This is a genomic window from Sphingorhabdus sp., from assembly GCF_044239665.1.
In the GTDB taxonomy this organism is placed as follows: Bacteria; Pseudomonadota; Alphaproteobacteria; order Sphingomonadales; family Sphingomonadaceae; genus Sphingorhabdus_B.
Window position 1 is genome coordinate 1 of record NZ_JBIIBA010000019.1, and the last position, 18212, is coordinate 18212.

Annotated in this window: 19 protein-coding genes; 7 read left to right on the plus strand and 12 right to left on the minus strand. The window is 54.6% G+C overall.

The window, feature by feature from the left end; translation table 11 throughout:
• The first annotated feature begins 31 nt into the window (after positions 1-31).
• Complete coding sequence (gyrA, locus tag ACILP3_RS07135; protein ID WP_395615965.1) at positions 32-2758, plus strand: DNA gyrase subunit A; 2727 nt, start codon at positions 32-34, stop codon at positions 2756-2758.
• 153 nt (positions 2759-2911) lie between these two features.
• Here gyrA and ACILP3_RS07140 read toward each other — a convergent pair whose 3' ends face one another.
• The gene (locus ACILP3_RS07140) at positions 2912-3595 is read right to left on the minus strand and encodes a lysoplasmalogenase (protein WP_395615966.1); all 684 of its coding nucleotides are present in this window, start codon (positions 3593-3595) and stop codon (positions 2912-2914) included.
• Complete coding sequence (locus tag ACILP3_RS07145; protein ID WP_395615967.1) at positions 3588-4487, minus strand: NAD(P)H-hydrate dehydratase; 900 nt, start codon at positions 4485-4487, stop codon at positions 3588-3590. The genes ACILP3_RS07140 and ACILP3_RS07145 overlap by 8 nt, the downstream gene beginning before the upstream one ends.
• On the opposite strand from ACILP3_RS07145, the gene trmFO reads away from it, so the two are divergent.
• Positions 4486-5823, plus strand: coding sequence for a methylenetetrahydrofolate--tRNA-(uracil(54)-C(5))-methyltransferase (FADH(2)-oxidizing) TrmFO (trmFO, locus tag ACILP3_RS07150; RefSeq protein ID WP_395615968.1), 1338 nt, complete (start codon positions 4486-4488; stop codon positions 5821-5823). The two genes, ACILP3_RS07145 and trmFO, sit on opposite strands and share 2 nt — an antisense overlap.
• Positions 5824-5832: 9 nt before the next feature.
• Here the strand turns inward: trmFO and ACILP3_RS07155 are convergent, their stop codons facing one another.
• The 6 genes from ACILP3_RS07155 to eno form a co-directional block, all read right to left on the minus strand.
• Positions 5833-6297 carry a hypothetical protein gene (locus ACILP3_RS07155; RefSeq protein ID WP_395615969.1) on the minus strand — a complete coding sequence of 155 codons (465 nt, stop codon included), beginning with the start codon at positions 6295-6297 and terminating at the stop codon, positions 5833-5835.
• Positions 6298-6340: 43 nt separating this feature from the next.
• The gene (locus ACILP3_RS07160; protein ID WP_395615970.1) at positions 6341-6940 is read right to left on the minus strand and encodes a squalene/phytoene synthase family protein; all 600 of its coding nucleotides are present in this window, start codon (positions 6938-6940) and stop codon (positions 6341-6343) included.
• Positions 6941-7015: 75 nt separating this feature from the next.
• The gene (locus ACILP3_RS07165) at positions 7016-8401 is read right to left on the minus strand and encodes a pyruvate dehydrogenase complex E1 component subunit beta (protein ID WP_395615971.1); all 1386 of its coding nucleotides are present in this window, start codon (positions 8399-8401) and stop codon (positions 7016-7018) included.
• Positions 8401-9471: a pyruvate dehydrogenase (acetyl-transferring) E1 component subunit alpha gene (pdhA, locus tag ACILP3_RS07170; RefSeq protein WP_395615972.1), complete on the minus strand. Its 1071-nt coding sequence runs from the start codon at positions 9469-9471 to the stop codon at positions 8401-8403. The genes ACILP3_RS07165 and pdhA overlap by 1 nt, the downstream gene beginning before the upstream one ends.
• 124 nt (positions 9472-9595) lie before the next feature.
• Positions 9596-9877 (minus strand): septum formation initiator family protein, encoded by a 282-nt coding sequence (locus ACILP3_RS07175; RefSeq protein WP_395615973.1) that lies wholly within the window; start codon positions 9875-9877, stop codon positions 9596-9598.
• Positions 9878-9953: 76 nt separating this feature from the next.
• Positions 9954-11228 (minus strand): phosphopyruvate hydratase, encoded by a 1275-nt coding sequence (gene eno, locus ACILP3_RS07180; RefSeq protein WP_395615974.1) that lies wholly within the window; start codon positions 11226-11228, stop codon positions 9954-9956.
• 199 nt (positions 11229-11427) lie between these two features.
• Here eno and ACILP3_RS07185 point away from each other — a divergent pair, with 199 nt between their 5' ends.
• From ACILP3_RS07185 to ACILP3_RS07205, 5 genes are read left to right on the plus strand one after another with little or no spacing between them, the layout of a single operon-like run.
• A complete protein-coding gene (locus ACILP3_RS07185; RefSeq protein WP_395615975.1) occupies positions 11428-11949 on the plus strand; it encodes a hypothetical protein in 522 nt (173 codons plus the stop codon).
• Between the two features lie 54 nt (positions 11950-12003).
• Positions 12004-12402, plus strand: coding sequence for a phage holin family protein (locus ACILP3_RS07190; protein ID WP_395615976.1), 399 nt, complete (start codon positions 12004-12006; stop codon positions 12400-12402).
• Entirely contained in the window at positions 12383-12736 is a 354-nt protein-coding gene (locus ACILP3_RS07195; RefSeq protein ID WP_395615977.1) for a hypothetical protein, read from the plus strand. Before ACILP3_RS07190 ends, ACILP3_RS07195 begins: the two co-directional genes overlap by 20 nt.
• Positions 12733-13218: a hypothetical protein gene (locus tag ACILP3_RS07200; protein ID WP_395615978.1), complete on the plus strand. Its 486-nt coding sequence runs from the start codon at positions 12733-12735 to the stop codon at positions 13216-13218. Before ACILP3_RS07195 ends, ACILP3_RS07200 begins: the two co-directional genes overlap by 4 nt.
• 10 nt (positions 13219-13228) lie before the next feature.
• The gene (locus tag ACILP3_RS07205; protein ID WP_125230123.1) at positions 13229-13447 is read left to right on the plus strand and encodes a DUF4170 domain-containing protein; all 219 of its coding nucleotides are present in this window, start codon (positions 13229-13231) and stop codon (positions 13445-13447) included.
• A gap of 19 nt (positions 13448-13466) precedes the next feature.
• Here the strand turns inward: ACILP3_RS07205 and ACILP3_RS07210 are convergent, their stop codons facing one another.
• From ACILP3_RS07210 to ACILP3_RS07225, 4 genes are all read right to left on the minus strand, one after another.
• On the minus strand, positions 13467-14129 hold the full coding sequence (locus tag ACILP3_RS07210; protein ID WP_395615979.1) for a rhomboid family intramembrane serine protease: 663 nt from the start codon (positions 14127-14129) through the stop codon (positions 13467-13469).
• A 36-nt stretch (positions 14130-14165) separates the two neighbouring features.
• Entirely contained in the window at positions 14166-14642 is a 477-nt protein-coding gene (gene greA, locus ACILP3_RS07215; protein ID WP_395615980.1) for a transcription elongation factor GreA, read from the minus strand.
• Positions 14643-14740: 98 nt separating this feature from the next.
• A complete protein-coding gene (gene carB / locus ACILP3_RS07220; RefSeq protein WP_395615981.1) occupies positions 14741-18061 on the minus strand; it encodes a carbamoyl-phosphate synthase large subunit in 3321 nt (1106 codons plus the stop codon).
• Between the two features lie 11 nt (positions 18062-18072).
• On the minus strand, positions 18073-18210 hold the full coding sequence (locus ACILP3_RS07225; RefSeq protein ID WP_395615982.1) for a hypothetical protein: 138 nt from the start codon (positions 18208-18210) through the stop codon (positions 18073-18075).
• Between the last annotated feature and the right edge of the window lie 2 nt (positions 18211-18212).

Below are 18212 nucleotides of genomic sequence, written 5' to 3' on the forward strand. Positions count from 1 at the left end.
GTCATTATAAAAATATAAGGATTATCGCGGCGTGACCGACGACACAGTTACCTTGGACCCATCAGACATTTCACCGGTCGACATTGTCGATGAAATGAAGTCGAGCTATCTCGATTATGCGATGTCGGTCATTGTATCGCGCGCCCTGCCAGATGTGCGCGACGGTTTAAAGCCGGTTCACCGCCGGATTTTGTTCGCTAGCCAAGAAGGCGGCTTCGTCGCCGGGCGGCCCTATCGCAAATCGGCGAAGATCGTCGGCGATGTGATGGGCAATTATCACCCACATGGCGACAGCGCGATTTACGACGCGCTGGCGCGTATGACTCAAGATTGGTCAATGCGCGTGCCGTTGATCGATGGTCAGGGCAATTTTGGTTCGATGGACCCCGATCCGCCCGCATCGATGCGTTATACCGAGGCGCGGTTGAACAAGGTCGCCAACGCGCTTTTGGACGATCTTGATAAGGACACGGTTGATTTCCAGCCCAATTATGACGGCAGTCGGGAAGAGCCGCAGGTTTTGCCCGCGCGTTTCCCGAACCTTTTGGTCAATGGCGCTGGCGGTATTGCCGTTGGCATGGCGACCAACATTCCGCCGCACAATCTGGGCGAAGTGATCAAGGCGTGCTTGGCCTATATCGATAATCCGGCGATTACGATTGACGAACTTATCGAAATCGTTCCGGCCCCTGATTTTCCTACAGGCCCGCTAATCCTTGGCACGGGCGGTGCACGCGCGGCCTATCGTGAAGGCAAGGGCTCCATCATGCAGCGCGCGCGGCATGAAATTGAAGAAGGAAAAGGCGACCGCCGCTCCATCGTCCTCACCAGCATTCCGTTTCAGGTCGGCAAATCCGGCCTTGTGGAGAAAATCGCCGAAGCGGCGAAGGATAAGCGGATTGAGGGCGTATCCGACATTCGCGATGAATCGAGCCGTAAAGGCGTGCGTATCGTCATCGATCTAAAGCGGGATGCGACCACTGACGTTGTCCTTAACCAATTGTGGCGCCACACGCAGGCGCAATCAAGCTTCCCCGCCAATATGCTCGCCATTCGTGGCGGTCGGCCCGAAGTCTTGAACCTGCGCGACATCATCGAATCTTTCATTCGTTTCCGCGAAGAAGTAATCACCCGCCGCACGAAGTTTGAACTCAATAAGGCCCGCGAACGCGCGCATTTGTTGCTTGGCCTTGTTGTTGCGGTTACCAATTTGGACGAGGTCGTGCGGATCATTCGTGGTTCCGCCAGCCCCGCCGAAGCGCGCGCGGCATTAATTGCGCGCAAATGGCCAATCGCCGAAATCGCGTCCTACATCAAATTGGTCGAAGCCGTCGAAACCGAGATTACCGGCGACAGCTACCAATTGTCAGAGTTGCAGGTTCGCGCCATTCTTGAATTGCGTCTGCATCGCCTAACCGCCCTTGGCCGTGACGAAATTGGTAAAGAACTTCAGGGCCTTGCAGAAAGCATCGCGGAATATCTCGCAATCTTGGGCGACCGCGTGAAGCTATATGCTGTTCTGCGCGAAGAACTCGTTGCGATTGACGCAGAATTCTCGACCCCGCGCTTGTGCGAAATCACCGCAAGCTGGGATGGCTTGGACGATGAAGACCTTATGGAGCGTGAGGAAATGGTCGTTACCGTCACCCATGGTGGTTACATCAAACGTACCGCCTTGGCGATATTCCGCGCGCAGAACCGCGGTGGCAAGGGCCGCGCGGGTATGGCGACCAAAGATGAGGATGCCGTTACCGAATTGTTCGTGACCAGCACGCACACGCCTGTATTATTCTTTTCCAACATTGGTAAGGTTTATCGCCTGAAGGTTTGGAAACTGCCCGAAGGCGGCCCGTCCACACGCGGTCGGCCCATGGTCAACTTGCTGCCACTGGGCGAAGGCGAAGTCATATCCAATGTTTTGACCTTGCCTGAGGATGAAGCCGAATGGGGCGGCTTGAGCGTCGTATTTGCGACATCAAAGGGCTATGCCCGCCGCAATAGCATGGACGCCTTTGCAAATGTCCCAAGCAACGGCAAAATCGCCATGAAGTTTGAAGGCGATGATGCCGATGATAAGCTGATTGGCGTCGAACTGTTAAGCGCCGAAGATGATGTCCTTCTTGCAAGCCGTTATGGTAAGGCCATTCGCTTTGCGGCTGACGACATTCGCGAATTCCAAAGCCGCGCGTCGACTGGCGTGCGCGCGATGAAATTGGCGAAAGGCGATGAGGTTATGTCGCTATCGATCCTCAAACGCGTCGGCACATTGCCAGAAGAGCGCGAGGATTATCTTCGCTTTGCCCATTGGAAACCCGAGAAGGAAGGCGAGCCGATGATTTCTGCCGAACGTATCGCGGAAATGTCCGAGCGTGAACAGTTCATCCTGACGGTGTGCGCCAATGGCTATGGCAAATTGTCATCTGCTTACGCCTATCGCCGCACGGGTCGCGGCGGCCAAGGCATCACCAATATCGACAATATCGAACGCAATGGTCCCGTCGTAGCCAGCTTCCCCGCGACAAAGGGTGATCAATTGATGCTCGTCACCGATCAGGCAAAGCTTATCCGCATGCCGCTCGACAGCTTGCGCGTTTTGGGTCGCGGAACCGCTGGCGTGCGCTTGTTCAATGTCGGCGACAATGAACAAGTGGTCGGCGCGGCCAAGATTAACGAGAGCGATGACGATGATGCCGACGCCTCCATTCAAAGTGGAGCCGAAAGCGAAGGCGCGATCACCGATACGCCGATAGCGGAGTAGCCCAAGCGACTGTCACCTGGAGCACAGGCTACGTCACCCTGAATAAGTGAACCAAGCCGACGTTGCCCCGAATGAAGCGGGCGGCTACAGGGTGACGAAACGCGCAGCTAAAGCGAAACCTCTTCCTTATGGGCCTGCTTAATCCTGCCCTATTCAGTCGCGCTCTTCACCTTCGGCAAAATGCCCACGTTTTACGAATGTCTGCGCTATGCCAACCGTAATCATCAGCACACCGAAATAATAAAGATACCAGATGGCAATGCCCGTCATTGTCGAACCGGCTAACGGTCCAAGCTCAGCAAAGATCAGCAAGTCGGAAACCACAAACAATATCGCACCAAAACCGACGCGGTAACGCGGAAAATTGCTGCTCCATGCCATGGCCGCCATGATGGCGAGGATGACGCTATAAGCCGCCACCTGAATGCCTTCGTCTTGCGTGGGCGGCAGGAAATACGCAATCACTGGCGTGACCAACAATATTGTGGCGGCCAGCAATTTTTGGTCGAACACCGGTTTGACCCGCCGATGACGGAAATAGATGAGCATCGCCACTGCATGTCCGGCGGCAAAGGCCAAGGCCCCGGCGACCATGCTGAGTTCAATCAACCCGTCACCCAGTGCATAAAATGCAAGCATTATAGCCAGCAGGATAAATTCGCCCTGATGATGACGGCGCAAGGCAAATGGCACCAGCAGCCCAACCGCCGCCATTTTCCAGATGATGGCGTATAATCCGCCGTCAATCGGCAGGAACAGCCATGTTGCTGGAAAGCTAATCCCTGCAATCAAGCTGCCGAGCAAATACGGGCGTTTATGTGCAAGATCTTCAGCCATGTTTGCTTGCATCGTGCAAACACCCGCGCAAGACAAGCGGAATATGACCAATCATATTGTCCGCGGTGAGCCCTGGTCCGCCGCATATGCCTATATCACCATGCAGCCATGCCGCTATGCTTGCCGCGTCAAACGCCGGCACGCCTTGTGCCACCAACCCGCAAATCAGCCCAGTGAGCACATCACCCGAACCGGCAGTTGCGAGCCATGGTGACGCGTGGCGGTTCACCAATGCGCGGCCATCAGGCGCAGCGATCCAAGTTTCAGATCCTTTAAGCAGCACAACACATTGCGCCCGATCCGCTGCTCGGCGCGCGGCCTCTGCAGTATTATCAGTCGGTATGTCCGGGAAAAGCCGACGGAACTCGCCCATATGCGGCGTCATCACGTCATACGGACCTGTTGCGCCAAACAAGGTAGCGGGGTCGCCTTCAAAGGCGGTCAGCGCGTCAGCATCGAGTATAGTCGGGACACTCAGGCTCAGAATCTTGAGGACAGCCTGCCGAACAAATGCCCCTGCCCCTGGGCCAATGGCAAAGGCGGTAACGCGATCATCGACACAGGCCAAGGACAGATCCGTTTCGCGCAACATGATAGCGGTCACATGGGCGGCGTGTTCCGTCAGCGCCGCACTGTCGCCAATCAGCGTTACAAGGCCAGCCCCCACGGCCAATGCCGCCTGTGCAGATAGCCGCGAAGCGCCAGTGTGCAAGACTGGCCCACTCCACAGCATCGCGTGCCCACGGCTATATTTGTGCGCGTCAAAAGGCGGTGGAAGCAGCGTTGGGCGCAAGATTGTTCCGTCGCCCGAAGAGTTCAATGTAAATCCCATGGCCCATCTTGGCGCTTTTGCCTGTGCAGCGCCAAAGATTTTTGATAGCCGCACGTTCATGACCAAAAAACATGATGTCCAGATTATCGGTGGCGGCCTCGCAGGCTGCGAAGCAGCGTGGCAATTGGCACAGCGCGGGATACGCGTGCGGCTGTCGGAAATGCGCGGATCAGGAGATATGACGCCAGCGCATCAGACCGATGGTCTGGCAGAATTGGTTTGTTCCAACAGCTTTCGGTCGGACGATGCCGAAAACAATGCCGTTGGCCTTTTGCATCAGGAAATGCGGGATTTGGGTTCGCTGATTATGCAAGCGGCCGAAGTCGCCAAGGTACCCGCCGGTTCCGCACTTGCCGTGGATCGCGATGTATTTTCAGAAACCGTCACAAAGCATCTCGAAACTAACAGCAACATCGAAATCGTCCGCGAACGTGTAGACGCCATTCCAACTGACCGGCCCGTGATTATCGCCACTGGCCCGCTGACTGCAACAAATCTCGCCGAAAGCATTATGGCGAAAACAGGTGAGGACCGCCTTGCTTTCTTCGATGCGATTGCGCCCATTGTCTATCATGACAGCATCGACATGGACATTGCGTGGTATGCCTCGCGCTGGGACAAAGGCGAAGGCAAGGATTACATCAATTGCCCAATGGACGAGGCGCAATATCGCGCCTTTCACCAAGGTCTGCTGGACTCGGAGAAAACAGAGTTCAAGGAATGGGAGACCAATACGCCTTATTTCGAAGGCTGTATGCCCATTGAGGTCATGGCATCGCGCGGGTTAGACACGTTGCGCTTTGGCCCTATGAAGCCTGTTGGTCTCGACAACCCCAAAACGGGCCGTTGGGCCCATGCCGTGGTGCAATTACGGCAGGACAATAAACAGGGCACCTTGTGGAACATGGTCGGGTTTCAAACAAAGATGAAGCACAAGGCGCAAATTGAATTGCTCCGCATGATCCCGGGTCTTGAAAAGGCTGAGTTTGCGCGCCTTGGCGGTTTACATCGCAACACCTTCATCCGATCGCCCATATTGTTGGACCGGCAGCTTCGGTTAAAATCCGCCCCGCATATTCGCTTTGCAGGGCAAATTACGGGCTGCGAAGGCTATGTGGAAAGCAGTGCCGTAGGTTTGATGGCCGGTATTATGACGGCAGCGGAATTGGCCGGACGCACGGTTACGGCGCCACCATCCACCACCGCGCTTGGTGCATTGCTTGGCCATATCACCGGCGATGCGTTGGCCGACGATTATCAACCGATGAACATCAATTTCGGCCTGTTCGCACCGCTCGATGAAAAAGTGCACAAGAAATCACGCAAAGCCGCGATGACCAATAGGGCGCGAACAGACTTAAACAGCTGGATCACCGCCCAAGCCATCGCGGCCTAGGGTCAGGACCTAGCAGCGACATCCCGGCTTTGCGGGTGTCTTGGGCCGGGTCCGGGCAAATTCCTTGCGCGTCAAAAGCTGATCTTTGTTTCCATCGGCGCTCGCAAAACGCTGGCCCGTGGCGGCGGCCCATTCCTCAAATGTCAGCAGATTATTATCATCGGTATCCAGCGCCTTAAACGCCTTCGTCCGGCTGCCCATCATTTCAAGGCGAGAGACAAGCTCATCCCTGTTGCGGTCATAACGGTTGAAACGCACTTCCTCACGGCTCGCTTTTGGCGCCTCCGGCGGCGTAGGCGGCGGGGGACCAAAGGCAGGCGCATCGGCCCCTGCTTCAGGGAGTTTGTCGGATATGGCAGCGGGCGGTGGCGGCGCGGGGATAAGCGATGGCTGTTTGGCCATGCCCTGCCAGACCAATAGTCCGCCGCGCGCCATGAATAAGGCAGCAACACCGCCGATCAACATACGCTGCATTGCAACCATCTCCTGATTGATGGCTCGCAAGCAGAGCCTATACCTAAATCCCTGTTAAAGCATGTAAAATTAATCTTGACCCTGACGCCGTCCGCACGGACATGGTCAAAATAGACAATGGCCGCAAAGCCCGTGCCTTTGGCAACGGCGCATGGGGCATATTGCAATCTGCAACGCGTTCGGGAAACGCAATCCGCAGGGCTTCCAGCGCCCATATCCGCCCAATTGGGCGCATATCCTGCACTGTGCCCATCCAACCCGCATAGGTCAGAAAAATCGCCTCTGCGCGCAATTCGGCATGGGCGTCGACAAGCTCTTGGCTGAACCGCTCATTGCCCAGCAGATGCTCCCACGCCGCAGCCAGCGCCTCAAGCGCGCTTAAAGGAATATACTCACCCACCTCGTTTAGCGCTTGCAGTAATGGCTCCCCTTTCGGTCGCGCCTCAGCTGGGCTGGCAAAAGCTTCGCGCCACCACGCCATCTTGATCTGTGCGATCATCGGCTCGCGCGCATTGCGCAATATCTCGGCAAAGCGGTTGTCGATTTGCAGAAGCAATGCAAAAGCAGACCGAATATTTGACGGCGCATAGGCAATTGCCAGCCGGGCGGGCGGAACCAATTCCAAAACAGCGTCGGTCGTCATGTGCGCACTTTATGCGCAGCAAAGCTATCATTGGCTTTCAATAACCAGCGCCGAGACAATCTGGTCACCGCGCGATTAGACCCCAAGCGTTCTTCGAACGCCAGCCACAATCTTGTCCGCGTTCAATAGCATCGCTTTCTCCAGATTTGCTGCATAAGGCATGGGTACGTCTTCGTTGGTGATGCGCAAAACGGGTGCGTCCAAATCATCGAAGCCCTCTTCCATGCAGATCGCCAGAATTTCGCTGCCAACCGAACATGTTGGCCAACCCTCTTCGGCAACGACCAAGCGATTGGTTTTTGCAAGGCTTGCCAAAACCGTCGCCTTGTCGAGCGGACGAATGGTGCGCAGGTCAATGACCTCCGCGTTGATGCCTTCTTCGGCCAGCCTGTCCGCCGCCTCAAGCGAGAGGCCAACGCCAATAGAGTAACTGACGATAGTAACGTCCTTGCCCTCACGCATCACCCGCGCTTTGCCAATGGGCAACACATGATCGTCGCCCATTGGAACGTCGTAGGTGCGGCCATAGAGCAATTCATTTTCCAGGAATACAACTGGGTCCTCGCAACGGATGGCGGCTTTCAACAATCCCTTCGCGTCGGCGGCGTCATAAGGCGCAATGACAATGAGGCCAGGGACGCTGGCATACCAAGGTGCATAATTCTGGCTGTGCTGTGCACCGACACGTGCTGCTGCACCATTGGGACCACGAAACACGATGGGACAACGCATTTGTCCGCCGGACATATAATTGGTCTTCGCCGCTGAGTTGATGATGTGATCAATGGCCTGCATGGCAAAGTTAAAGGTCATGAATTCAATGATTGGCCTTAAGCCCCCCATTGCAGCGCCCGTGCCAACGCCAGCAAACCCATATTCCGTGATGGGCGTATCAATGACCCGCCGCGCGCCGAATTCGTCCAGCAGGCCTTGCGTGACCTTATAGGCCCCTTGATATTCTGCGACTTCCTCACCCATCACAAATACGCGGTCATCGCGGCGCATTTCCTCTGCCATGGCATCGCGCAAGGCTTCGCGTAAGGTGACGGATTGCATATTGCCGCTCGCGATAGCGACTGGCTCAGATTTTGCAGGCGTGGCGCGCCCCTTCCCTTTTGTATCGGGCTTATTCGGCACAATTGGGGCTGGCGCATTATCTGCCGGATTCTCGACGGGGCTCGATGCGACTGGTTTTGAAGAAGGCGCAGCGGCCTCCTCCCCCTCACCGATAATCAACGCAATCACGGTGCCAACTTTGACGCCATCGGTCCCTTCGGCAACATTAATCGAAGATATCACGCCTTCGTCGACAGCTTCAAATTCCATTGTCGCCTTATCGGTCTCGATCTCCGCAAGAATATCGCCAGATTTAACCTTATCGCCCTCTTTGACCAGCCATTTGGCCAAGGTGCCTTCTTCCATCGTTGGCGAAAGCGCGGGCATCTTAAGTTCGATTGCCATCAATATTGCTCCACCAGCACGTCAGTATATAGTTCAGTAAGATCCGGCTCTGGCGAGGTTTCGGCAAAATCGGCGGATTCGTTCACAATCGTCCTGATCTCTTTTTCAATCATCTTCAGCGCGTCTTCACCCACACCCATTTCGGCGAGATAGGCTTTACAACCTTCAATCGGGTCGCTGTTGTCGCGGACCGACTGGACTTCGTCACGGCTGCGGTACTTAGCAGGGTCGGACATGGAATGGCCCCGATAACGGTAGGTTTTCATTTCCAACAATACAGGTCCCTTACCGCTGCGCACCCAATCCAGCGCAACCTCGGCAGCGCCGCGTACGGCCAGCACATCCATGCCGTCGACTTGTATGCCGGGGATGCGGAAGCTCTCACCGCGGCGATAAAGCTGATCTTCGGACGAAGCGCGGTTGACGCTGGTGCCCATTGCATATTGGTTGTTTTCAATCACGAAAATGATGGGCAGTTTCCAAAGCTCCGCCATGTTGAAGCTTTCATATACCTGCCCCTGATTGGAAGCGCCGTCGCCAAAATAGGCAAGGCACACGCCGCCATCATTCGCATATTTATGCCCAAAGGCAAGGCCCGCGCCGAGCGATACCTGCGCCCCGACAATCCCGTGTCCGCCGTAAAATTTATGTTCGGTCGAAAACATGTGCATTGACCCGCCCTTGCCCTTCGATATGCCGGCAGCGCGGCCAGTCAGTTCGGCCATAATGATATTTGGGTCGATACCATAAGCCAGCATATGGCCATGGTCCCGATAGCCGGTTATGACGCTGTCTTTGCCGGGTGTTAGCGCGGATTGCAGGCCGATCGCGACCGCCTCTTGCCCTATATACAAATGGCAAAAACCACCAATCAGCCCTAGTCCGTAAAGCTGCCCCGCCTTTTCCTCAAAACGCCGGATCAGCAACATGTCGCGGTAGAACTTTAGAAGCTCTTCCTTAGTCGCTTTATACGGCACTGGCTCGGTCGGACGCTCCCTGTTGGCGCGCGCCGCATCTTCGCTGACGCTTGCCTTCTTGGAAGCAGATTTTTTCGCTGGGGTGGATGCCAAAATTATTTCCTTTGGTGGAATTTTTATATGCGAATTTAAAGCCGCCTAGTCAAAAACGGTTAAGGTGAAAAGACTTTTCCGCTACGTAAATCAAGGCATAGCTATTCATTATATGGAAAGCGCCTTACTTTAGTGGAACGACCACTTCGTCAGGGGCAACAACGTTCAATTCTTTGCGCATAAGTTCGCCCGCAAGGTCTGGGTCAACATTATCCCGATCCAGCAGCATCTGCCGATTCCTCAAAGCGTCCCGTTCCTTTTGCAGATTTGCCAACTCAACTTTACGCTCACTCAACGCCGCGCGATAGTCGGTCCACGCAATGATTCCCGTCGGACCCAGCAACGCGTAAGACGCGATCCCGAGCAAAGCCAGAAGCCCCAAAGCAGGCCCAACCACTGACTTCATATATTCCGGTTTTTTATTGCCTCGGACCATATTCAGACAGAATCATATTTTAGACGATTTGGCAAGGATATCACGGTCAGCGAAAAATACCCCGACCGGCATAAATCGCAGAAGCGCCAAGCTCTTCTTCTATTCGGATAAGCTGGTTATACTTGGCCAACCGGTCCGAACGGGCGAGGCTTCCGGTTTTGATTTGGCCACAATTGGTCGCCACGGCAAGGTCTGCAATCGTCGCGTCTTCGGTTTCGCCCGAACGGTGCGACATCACGGCCGTGTAGGACCCGCGGTGTGCCATAGACACGGCGGCCAGCGTCTCGGTCAAAGTACCGATCTGGTTGACCTTCACCAGCAAGGAGTTTGCAAGTCCCTTGCCGATACCCATCGACAGGCGCTCTGGGTTCGTAACAAACAAATCGTCACCCACTAATTGCACCTCGGAACCAATTTTGTCAGTGATCGCCTTCCAACCTTCAAAGTCATCTTCGCTCATGCCGTCTTCGATCGACAGGATTGGATAGTCCTTGCAGAGCGCAGCAAGATAATCGGCCATTTGATGGGGTGTCAGCGAAAGTCCCTCACCTGATATTTCATATTTGCCATTGCGGAAGAATTCGGTCGCGGCGCAATCCAGCGCCAAAACGACATCTACCCCTGCTTTAAATCCAGCCTTTTCAACCGACGCCATTATGAAATCCAACGCATCACGGGTTGACGCCAAATTGGGGGCAAAACCACCTTCGTCGCCTACCGAGGTTGCCAGACCTTTCTCATGCAGGCCCTTCTTCAACGTATGGAATATTTCTGAGCCCCAGCGGACGGCTTCGGCAATGGAGCCAGCGCCGACCGGCATGACCATGAATTCCTGAAAATCAATCGGATTGTCGGCATGCTCTCCGCCATTGATGATATTCATCATCGGCACTGGCAGGACATGGGCATTTACGCCGCCAACATAGCGATACAGCGGAAGCCCGCGTGCGTCCGCAGCGGCTTTTGCTACCGCAAGGCTGACGCCCAGAATGGCATTCGCGCCTAGGTTCGATTTATTGTCCGTGCCATCAAGGTCAATCATGACCGCATCGATATTTTCCTGCTCCTCCGCGTCCAGTTCGACCAACGCTTCGAAAATTGGTCCGTTTACGACCTCAACCGCTTGTAGCACGCCCTTGCCCATATATTTGGAGTTGTCGCCATCACGCTTTTCAACAGCTTCATATGCGCCTGTGGATGCACCAGATGGCACAGCGGCGCGACCAAAGCTGCCATCCTCCAGCACGACATCGACTTCAACCGTCGGATTGCCCCGACTGTCGAGGATCTGGCGAGCGTGAATATCAAGGATAGCTGTCATAACTAGTGTCCGTTCGTGCGAGTGAGGCGTTATGTCAGCGCGTCTATCCTTGTGATCAGGATTTGGCAACGACCCACCGACATATCGTTTTTAAAACTAAATTTGCGGTGCTATAGTTGACTAAGGCACGCGCAATACAAATATTCATGGGTAGCAAGACAATTTCTTTCGCCCCAGTTGTTTAAAAGGATCCATTGTTATGGCCGAAACCGAAAAGCCCGCAGCAGCCCAAAAAGCAGCCACTAAGTCATCAGCAGCCAAGCCTACTGCTAAGGCAGCATCCAAGCCTGCCAAGGCGAAGACCCCGGCACCAAGAGCTGTAACAAAGGCGCAACCAGCCAAAGGCAAGACCGAAACCGCCAAATCAAAGGTCACACCCGACATGCATGGCTTTAAGGCCCAAGCCACCGACACCGTCCGCGCGGCGGCAACAAAAGGCAAGGATCGCGCGACCGAAGCGGTTGGCAGCATCAGCAAGCTAATCCGGGATAGCGCTGGCACCATCGACGATAATGTTGGCAAGCAATATGGCGACTATGCCCGCAGCGCAGCTGATATGGTGGAAGGCTTCGCCGGCAAAATGGACGCTAAGGATGTGGATGCGTTGGCAGAAGATGCACGACAATTTGTCCGCAAAAGCCCAGCGGTGGCCATTGGTGCCGCAGCTGCAATAGGCTTTGTTTTGGCGCGTCTTGTGCGTTCTGGCGGTAAAGACGTTTGAGTAGAAGCACAGGCGGCATTGCAAAATGCAGCCAATGGCCGATAAGCGGGTAAGATGAAGATAGAAGAACCTCAGCCCGAAGCGTTGGAAGACCTAGCGCCGCCGATTGAGCCAAGCGTGAGCGAACAGCTCGCCTTGGTGATGGAGGATATGCGTGCGATGGTGAAGGCAGAAATGCGCTATCATCGCTCGCGGTTAGATTACACCCGCCACGTATTCCGCTGGTCATTCCGCTATGGCGCCGTCGCAGCCTTCGCATTTGGGGGAGCTTCCATTGCGCTGGTGCTCGGGCTGGTTCTAACACTTTCACCATTAATTGGCCCATTGGCGGCAACCTTGCTCGTCACCATAAGTTTTGTGATCATCGGTATCTTTTTCGCGGTATTGGCTCGAAAATGGATGCGGAAAGTTTACTTTCCGGAAATGCAGAAAAATGTCGACGATCTTACCTGAAGAACCTGTTGTCACGGATCGGGAAAGCGTGATTTTGTCGAACGCAGAGCGGCGGTATTTACGGCGTAAGCTTACAGGGAGCTTGGCCGTCGCGCGTGATGTCCTTAAGCCACGCAACCAACTCAAGCGGTTCGTCGAACGTCAAACCACCCAAGCCAAGCATATTGCAGACGAGACAGTTCAAATTGCGAAGAACAATGCCCCCATCATTGGTGTTATTGGCTTGGGTGCCTTGTTAATCGCGGCACGCGGCCCAATTACGCGTTGGATTTCGACGCTGCGACACAGTAAAAGCAAAACGCCCTCCAGCAAAAGATATAGGAACGATATATGAGCAAGATTGGCGACAGCATCAAATCCGCAGCTGATAGCGCGAAAGCAAAAACCTCACGTTCGACCTCTGCGGCGCGACAGAAGGCTTCGGTCGCATTGGAGAAAAGCAAAGATGCTGCCGCTTCAGGCTTAGAGCAATCTAAGGAAATGGCCCGCAAGGCAAAGGCAAAGACGAGCGACGGTATCGATAAAAACCCGCTTGCCATCGTGCTAGGCGGTATCGCCATTGGCGCGATTGTCGGCGCGCTTTTGCCGCGGACCGAACGCGAGACCAAAGTGTTGGGCAAGGCGGGCAAGAAATTGAATAAAAAAGCGCGCAAAATAGCCGAAGCTGCCAAAGTCGCTGGCATGAGCCAGGTCGATACGCTTGGTTTAAATGGCGAAGCCATGCGTGCGCAGTTTAGAGAGCTTGTCAGCAAGGCCGCTCTAGCTGTAAAGGCCGCCAGTCAGGCCGCTACAGATGCGGCTAAGGAAAAAAGTTAAGGATAGCCGTTTGAGCGATACGAAATTACATCTCGTTTTTGGTGGCCGCGTTGACAACCCGCAAACGTTAAAATTTACCGACCTTGAAAATTTGGACATTGTCGGCATGTTTCCCGATTATGCCAGCGCTGAGGAAGCGTGGCGCGGGGCGGCCCAGCGCACGGTCGATGATGCCGAAATGAAATATGTTGTGGTGCATTTGCACAAGCTTTTGCAACCCGAAAGCTGATAACCGCACGCAGTGCCGATTAAGCGTGCCGATATCGCCATAATAACAATGGCCGCGCCAGCAATAATCCGGCGACAAATCCGCCCATATGCGACCATATTGCGATAGCGATTCCCAAGCTGGGCCCCACAAAACCAAGCGCAAGATTTAACCCCGCCCAGGCGATAGTTAAGTGCAATGGCCGGGCATATTCAGCGGGAATCGGTCCCCAAGACTGCGGTTTCTTGTTTGGAAAGAGCAGCACATAAGCGCCAATAACGCCCGAAATTGCACCGCTTGCGCCAATGGCTGGTGTCATCATGTCCAAAGACATGGGCCAAGCCATGAATGACGCAAGCCACTCCATCGCTGCGGCAAAATAAGCCGACCCGATGTAAAGCGCGAGATAGAGGCCACTGCCCAATACGCGCTCCACCATCTTACCGATAAGTAAAAGCATCAGCATGTTCATCACGACATGCGCCACGCCACCATGCAGAAAAGCAGCAGATAGTGGCGTCAAAAACGCGGGCATGAGGAACGCGACATCTGAAAATGCCGCACTACCGCTGCTTAAGCGGACTGGGAACAGCCCGCCCGATATCACCGCATATTGCCACCAAGACGGAATCAGCAATATGGCTGCAATCAACAGATTGATGACCACCAAGGCATTGGTAACAGGGCCACGCGGAAACTGCATATTATCCCGTTTGACGCTTCTCACCGAAGCGCATGATCAAATAAACTCGATTTTCGATACAAGATAATATTTGTCGCCGGACGGCACAGTCAATTCGACTTCATCTTCGACAATCCGCCCAATTAGCGCACGGCCCAATGGCGAGTTGTAAGAAATGCGGCCCGCTTTTGCGTCGGCTTCGGTCTCGCCAACAAGCTGATAGCGCACGGGCTTATCATTTTCGTCCAACAAGGTAACGGTCGCACCGAATACGATTTTATCGCCCGACAGCGTTGAAGGGTCAATAATCTGCGCACGACCAATCTTGTCCTCGATTTCCGAAATCGTGGCTTCAACCTGGCCCTGACGTTCCTTAGCAGCGTGATATTCGGCATTTTCCGAAAGATCGCCATGCGCGCGCGCCTCCTCAATTGCTTCCACAATCAACGGACGTTCGTCACGAAGGCGCTTCAAGTCGGTCGTCAGCTTTTCATAGCCTTCGGCCAACATCGGATATTTCTCAAAACTCGCCATCAGGCAAAAACCCTTCGTCACAAAAACATCCCGACCGGACGCGTACTAACCACCCATCCGATATGCAGTTCAATTGTCGGGGAAAGATACTGCGCGTATTAATAGTAGTCTTGAAGTGGCCGAACTTCAAGTTGCCGTTGCTGCAGCGCGGCAATCGCCTGCGCAACCGCCACACTTCCTGCAGCCGTCGTATATTGCGAAACCTTGCCCGCAAGGGCGGAACGGCGGATTTCCTCGCTGTCTTTCAGGCTTTGCCAACCTTCGGTCGTGTTGAAAATAAGCTGGATTTCGCCATCTTTAATCTTGTCGACAATGTGAGGGCGGCCTTGGGCAACCTTGTTCACACGCTCGACCTCTATGCCCTGCGCCAATAAATAATCGGCAGTGCCACCGGTAGCGCAGACGCTAAAGCCACAAGCGATAGCTTGCCGAACTGCAGGAACAATCACCGGCTTGTCGGTATCTTTGACCGATACGAAAAGCTTTCCGCTCATGGGCGGCGGCATACGCGCGCCTATTTGGGATTTGGCAAAGGCCGTCGCGAAATCACGATCAATGCCCATGACTTCGCCGGTTGATTTCATTTCAGGCGACAGCACAGGATCAACCCCGGGGAAGCGGTCAAACGGAAACACAGCCTCTTTCACCGCAATATAATCAATATCGAGATTAATGGGCGGCAAATCCTTCAATTTCTCACCCGCCATAACGCGCGCGGCGATCTTCGCGATGGGCGCGCCAATGGCCTTGGCCACGAAAGGCACCGTGCGGCTGGCGCGCGGGTTTACCTCAATCAGATAAACTTCGCCGTCTTTCACCGCAAACTGGATGTTCATCAATCCGCGGACATGCAGGTTTACGGCAAGCAATTCCGTCTGACGGCGGATTTCAGAAATAATGTCCGCAGGCAGGCTATATGGCGGGATAGTGCACGCAGAGTCGCCGCTATGCACGCCTGCTTCTTCGATATGTTGCAATATGCCAGCAACCACAACCTCGTCGCCGTCGCATAAGGCATCGACGTCCACCTCAATCGCATCGCGCAGATAGCTGTCGATCAAAACTGGTGAGTCGCCCGAGACGATTACTGCCGTCTGGATGTAATTCTCCAACTGCGCCTGGGTGTCGACGATTTCCATCGCGCGGCCACCAAGCACATAAGATGGTCGCATCAGCACGGGGTAGCCGATATTTTCGGCGACCTTTATCGCCTCTTCGCGGCTGCGCGCGATGCCGTTTTCGGGCTGTTTGAGCTTAAGCTTATTGATCAACGCCGCAAAGCGTTCACGGTCCTCCGCCAAGTCGATGGCATCGGGTGACGTTCCCAAAATAGGAATACCCGCCGCCTCGAGCGCTTTTGCCAAATTCAGCGGCGTTTGCCCGCCGAATTGAACCATAACGCCTTTTAATGTGCCATTTTGTTGCTCGACATGAAGAATTTCCAGCACGTCCTCAGCGGTCAGCGGTTCGAAATACAAACGATCGGATGTATCATAGTCCGTCGACACCGTTTCTGGGTTGCAGTTGACCATAATCGTTTCATAGCCAGCGTCCGCGAGTGCAAAACAGGCGTGGACGCAGCAATAATCAAACTCAATCCCCTGCCCGATACGGTTTGGCCCGCCGCCCAAGATGACGATTTTCTCGCGATCCGAAGGTGCGCTCTCACACTCTGGCGCGCCAAAGCTTGGCGCCTCATAAGTGGAATACATATACGGCGTCTTTGCCTCAAATTCCGCAGCGCAGGTGTCGATACGCTTGAACACTGGACGCACGCCCAATTTGTGACGCAGCGCGCGCACTTCGTCTTCAGTCACGGCGCCCGCCATCGCGCGGGCAGCCTGCATCGCAATGCCCGAGCCACGGCGGACTGCCGTTGCCATACCGGGCCGTATATTGACCGATTCCACAGCCAGATAGGCAAGCCTTTTGTCCGAGAAGCCCATTGCCTTCAAACGGCGGAGCGCCTCTGCATTATTGGGTAGACCGTTCGCCTTAACATCATTCTCAGCTGCAATGATTTCCTCAAGCCGTTCGAGGAACCATGGGTCGAATTTTGCGATGGCGTGAATTTCGGCTACGGTCATGCCCTCACGCAGGGCTTGTGCCGCAACCAGCAATCGGTCGGGTGTTGCACGGCTGAGTTCGGCCGACAATTCATCCTTAGATGCGCCACGCAAAGCATCGATATAATTGAAGCCCGACAATCCGGTCTCAAGGCCACGCAGAGCCTTTTGCATGCTTTCGTGGATATTGCGGCCAATCGCCATCACTTCGCCAACCGATTTCATGGCGGTATGCAGCAATGGCTCGGCCCCTTTGAACTTTTCAAAGGCGAAGCGCGGGATTTTGGTGACGACATAATCAATCGTTGGTTCAAACGATGCTGGCGTTGCGCCGGTAATGTCGTTGGTGATTTCGTCGAGCGTAAAGCCAACCGCCAGTTTCGCGGCGACCTTGGCAATGGGGAAACCCGTCGCCTTTGACGCCAGCGCCGAAGAACGCGACACGCGCGGGTTCATTTCGATGACGATCAGGCGACCATCAGCGGGATTTACTGCAAACTGTACGTTGGAACCGCCTGTTTCTACGCCGATTTCACGCAAGCACGCGATGCTCGCATTGCGCATGACCTGATATTCTTTGTCGGTCAACGTCAATGCTGGTGCTACGGTAATGGAATCCCCGGTATGCACGCCCATCGGGTCAACATTTTCAATAGAGCAGATGATGATGGCATTGTCGGCGCGGTCCCGCACGACTTCCATCTCATATTCTTTCCAACCGAGCAGCGATTCCTCAATCAACACCTCGGTGGTTGGCGATGCATCAAGGCCGCCGGTGACGATCTTGATAAATTCGTCGCGGTTATATGCAATGCCGCCGCCTGTGCCGCCCATGGTAAAGCTTGGGCGGATGATGGAAGGTAGGCCCGTGCGTTCCAACACTTCGAGCGCCTCTTCCATCGAATGTGCAATACCCGACCGCGCGGATTCCAGCCCGATTTTGGTCATTGCGTCGCGGAACTTGATCCGGTCTTCGGCCTTGTCGATGGCTTCGGCATCGGCGCCGATCATCTCGACACCATATTTTGCCAGCGTGCCATCGTTGAACAACGCCAAAGCGACGTTCAACGCCGTCTGCCCGCCCATCGTAGGCAACACCGCGTCGGGGCGCTCTTTTTCGATGATTTTGGCGACGATTTCAGGCGTAATCGGCTCGACATAGGTCGCGTCGGCCATATCCGGATCGGTCATGATCGTCGCTGGGTTCGAATTGACGAGGATGATGCGATAGCCCTCCTCGCGCAGCGCCTTGCAAGCCTGCGTCCCCGAATAATCAAACTCGCACGCCTGCCCGATGATGATGGGGCCAGCGCCGATGATGAGGATGGATTTTATGTCAGTACGTTTGGGCATAAGAAGTGATTTTAACCTAACTTCTTCAACTGGTTAAAGGCGTTTTCTGTCAGGCGAAGGGACTGAGAGAGCTTATTTTGAAATTCGCGTTCTTCGCAATCATAAGTGTCTATTTGGATATACTTCTCACCATTGACCTCAACTGCCATAA